Origin of the sequence: Streptomyces sp. NPDC051636 (assembly GCF_044453765.1) — a bacterium.
GTDB lineage: Bacteria > Actinomycetota > Actinomycetes > Streptomycetales > Streptomycetaceae > Streptomyces.
Window position 1 is genome coordinate 1 of the sequence record NZ_JBITDA010000082.1, and the last position, 3,577, is coordinate 3,577.

At 68.7% G+C, this 3,577-nt stretch carries 2 protein-coding genes and 2 pseudogenes; 1 reads left to right on the plus strand and 3 read right to left on the minus strand.

All coding sequences use genetic code 11. The features are described from left to right. The 3 genes and pseudogenes from ACIBBH_RS42415 to sigJ all read right to left on the minus strand — a co-directional run. The coding region (locus ACIBBH_RS42415; RefSeq protein WP_399414333.1) for a ParB/RepB/Spo0J family partition protein at nt 1–557 on the minus strand (557 nt) is incomplete at its 3' end. Then, on the minus strand, nt 554–1,810 hold the full coding sequence (locus ACIBBH_RS42420; protein ID WP_399414335.1) for an AAA family ATPase: 1,257 nt from the start codon (nt 1,808–1,810) through the stop codon (nt 554–556). The genes ACIBBH_RS42415 and ACIBBH_RS42420, both read right to left, overlap by 4 nt. Nucleotides 1,811–2,130: 320 nt before the next feature. Beyond that, nucleotides 2,131–3,113 (minus strand): annotated as a pseudogene (gene sigJ / locus ACIBBH_RS42425) (RNA polymerase sigma factor SigJ). 189 nt (nt 3,114–3,302) lie between these two features. Between sigJ and ACIBBH_RS42430 the strand changes: the two are divergent. Beyond that, nucleotides 3,303–3,455 (plus strand): annotated as a pseudogene (locus ACIBBH_RS42430) (transposase); the annotation flags it as partial. Nucleotides 3,456–3,577 lie beyond the last annotated feature (122 nt).

Here is a 3,577-nt window from a genome sequence, read left to right on the forward strand (position 1 = left end):
ACCCAGCCCTGGGAACGGTGGAGGCGCTTGGCGAGGGCCGTTTGGCTGCCGTGGATGGCCAGGAGGCGGTTGAGGGCCTTAGCCTCGTCCAGCTCATCGAGGTCCTGACGGTGGATGTTGGCCACCAGGGCTGATTCGAGGAGTTCCTCCGAGGTGCTGCCCTGGTCGTCGCTGACCATGACCTTGATGGTGGCGAGGCCTGCTTCGCGGGCGGCGGCGAGGCGGCTGCTGCCGTCGATGACGACGTAATGGGTGTCCGGCTCGAGGTCGGCCTCGTGGTCCGGGTTGGCCTTGATGTAGACGTCACGGTTCATGACCGTGATCGCCTGCTTCTGGCCGTGGGTGCGGAGGCTGCCCGCGAGGTCGGTCAGGTCACCGAGGGTGGAGCGGGGGTTGTCGGGGTTGAGGCTGATGCGGTGGGTGGGGAGTTCGGTGGGCGGGGCGACACCGTCCGTGGGAACGCCGGTGGCCGCCGCGACCGCCGCGCGGCGGGCACTGACCGGGCGGGCGGAGCTGCCGAAGCGGCCCGCGCCCAGCTGGTCGGCCTTCTTGGTCATGAGATCTCCCGGGCCAGGGCGCGCATGCTGACCGCCTGCTGGGACTTGGGGGCGTAGGAGAGCAGGGGCTGCTTCACGCGGACTGCTTCTTTCTGCTCCTTCAGGTCGCCGATCAGGCCGACGACTCGTGGGTCCTTTATGTCGACCCAGCCCTGAAGGGAGGAGGTGGCGATGTAGCCGCGGCGGCCGTCGTAGAGGTTGACGACGATGCCCAGGTAGTCGATCTCGAGGGAGAGGTCGGCGCGGAGGTCCTCGATCTGGGTGGTGAGGAGTTCGTAGGCGTCGGCGGAGCTGTCCTCGGCCTGGACGATGATGAGGGCGCCGGACTGGCCGGGCTTCTCATTGTCGCGGCGGCGGCCGTAGTAGGCGGCGGCGTCCATGCTGAGGCCGAGGCTGGGCGGGCAGTCGACGAGAATTACGTCGTAATAGGGCTCCAGGGGGGCCAGGGCCCGTTCGAGGGCGGCTTCCCGGGCTCGTACGGCGGAGAGGCGGACGTCGAGGAGGAAGGCGTCGTTGCAGCCGGGCAGCAGGTGCAGTCGGCCGTCGAAGTTCTCCTCGTCGATGGAGACGACCAGGTCGCGCAGGTCGCCCTTGGGGTCGCCCGCCATGTGGTTGGTGAGGCTGTCGCCGTTCATCGGCAGGGGGACGGCGCCGAGTTGGTTGGTGAGGTGGCACTGGGGGTCGAAGTCGACCAGGAGGACGCGCATGCCGAGGCCGGGGAGGTTCTCGACATCCAGGGGGTTGTCGGTGGGTTCCTCATCGGTCGCGCCGGCGCGGAGGGCGGCGACGAGCTGCTTGGCGACGCGGACCGGGTAGAGCTTGTTGGGGTCCTCGGCCATCGCCTCGCCGGTGCCGGCGGTGATGGCGGTCTTGCCGACGCCGCCCTTCTGGTTGCAGACGATGATGCGCCGGGTGACGGCCGGTCGTACGACATCGGGGGCGGGGTTGGTGTCGAGCCAGAGCTTGACGGACTGGGCGAGGCCCTGGATGAGGGAGACCCCGCGGTCGCCCGCGGTCTGTTTGAAGGCGTCCCACTGGCCCTGGGGCAGGAAGGTGGAGAAGGAGTCGGCACCGGAGGTGTCGATGGTTTCCAGGGCGGAGGCGAGGTCGCACCAGGCGGCGATGCCCTGTTCGACGGCGCTCTGGATCTCGAGGCCGTGCTGGGCGGCTCTGACTTTGAGGTCCTGCCGGAGCCATCCCGGCAGCTTGGACACGACCTTCTCGCGGTCGCTAGAGGTGGCTGGAGAACTCATGGGGGCTACCTTACTAACGCGCAAGATCGAATGCTGCCATTGACGCGTTAGTAAGGGAAAGTTGGCTGGGATGACCGGCCATTACGGCGTAATAGCCCGGCGGGGCAGGGGGAGTGGCAGTCGGGCTATTACGCCGTAATGAGTGGGGGAGTGTCAGGCGAGAGCCCGGGGCTCGCGGCGGGAGGCGGGGCGGGTGGTGTCCAGGCGGGCTGGAGCGCGGCCTTTGAGCAACCTGACGGACGGCCCTCGAGTCCGCGTTGACGAGCGCTCAGTCGAGCGCGTGGGAGGGCAGGTGCGGGGCCATGACCCGTGGCGCGCTATTACGTCGTAATGGGCCGCCCGGGACTGCGGGCTGCAGACACCCGGCCATTACGACGTAATGGCTCAGCGCCTTCCGACGCGTGCGTGGTGCCCGCGATGACGGCCTGGAGCTTGTCCGGGTCGGCCACGCTGTGGATGGCGGTGATGCGGCCGTCGGCGTCGAAGTCGAAGGTGACGGTGGCGATCACGCGGTCCGGGGCGATGAACAGCAGACCCGGGCCGCCGTTGATCTCGGCGAGTTTGGCCTTCATGTCTTCGGGGGTCACGCCCTGGCAGGTGACGGTGCCGATGGCGGCGAACCAGGAGGCCACCGTCTGGGCGTCGACGACCGGGCGCAGGGCCTGGTGGGCCTTGCCTCCGCCGTCGATCCACAACGTGACGTCTGGGGAGAGCAGTTCCATCAGGGTGTTGAGGTCGCCTCCGGTGGCCGCGGCGAGGAACCGTCCGGTGGCCTCGCGGCGGTGGGAGTGGCCGGCGGTGAAGCGGGGGCAGCGGGCTCGTACGTGCTCGCGGGCACGGTGGGCGGCCTGGCGGACCGCAGGTTCTAAGCGGTCCACCGCCTCCGCGATCTCGACGTGACTGAAGTCGAAGACCTCCTTCAGGACGAACACCGCGCGTTCCGGGGGCTGAGGGTTTCCAGGACGACCATCATCGCCATCGACACCGACTCGGCGTCCGTGACGGTCTCGGCGACGTCGGTGGTGTGGGCGGTGGTGGGGATGGGCTCGGGGAGCCAGGGGCCGACGTAGGTCTCGCGCTGGTGCCTGGTGGAGCGCAGGCGTTCCAGGGCCAGGTTGGTCAACGTCCGGGTCAGGTACGCCTTGGGGCCGGCCACCTGCGAGCGGGCGGCGGCGGACCACTTGATCCAGGCACCCTGGACGGCGTCCTCGGCGTCGGCGGCGGTGCCGAGGAGGCGGTAGGCCAGCGAGAAGAGCAGGTTGTGGTGCTGGTGGAAGACCTGCTGGTCCGGGTCTGCGGGCAGGTGGGTCGCCGGGCTCCCCGGATGCGGGTGAAGCGGCCGCCGCGGGGCCAGAACGCGCCTAAGGCGGGCATCTTCTTCATACGGCCGTAGGTCGGCCAGGGAAGCGGTCACCGTCTCCTTAGAACTCCTAACAAAAATGATCTTCAAGGTGGTTGGATCACTTCGGGACTGGTGATCTCGGGGTGCGGGGTGGCGCAGCCGAAGCCGTGGGAAGTCGACGACGAGTTGTGGGCCGTGATCGCGCCGCTGCTGCCCAAGGTTGAGCGTCGGACCCGGTATCCGGGGCGCAAGCGGCATCCGGACCGGCTGGTGTTCCAGGCCATCCTGTTCGTCCTGCACACATCTCAGCGCCAACCAAGGTTCGATTGATCCAACCGACGCCAATTGCATCGGATGCGAATACGCGACTCCCGTCCTGGAGGCGGGCCCGGGACCGCGCGGAAACGGCCCCATCAGGGACGTTG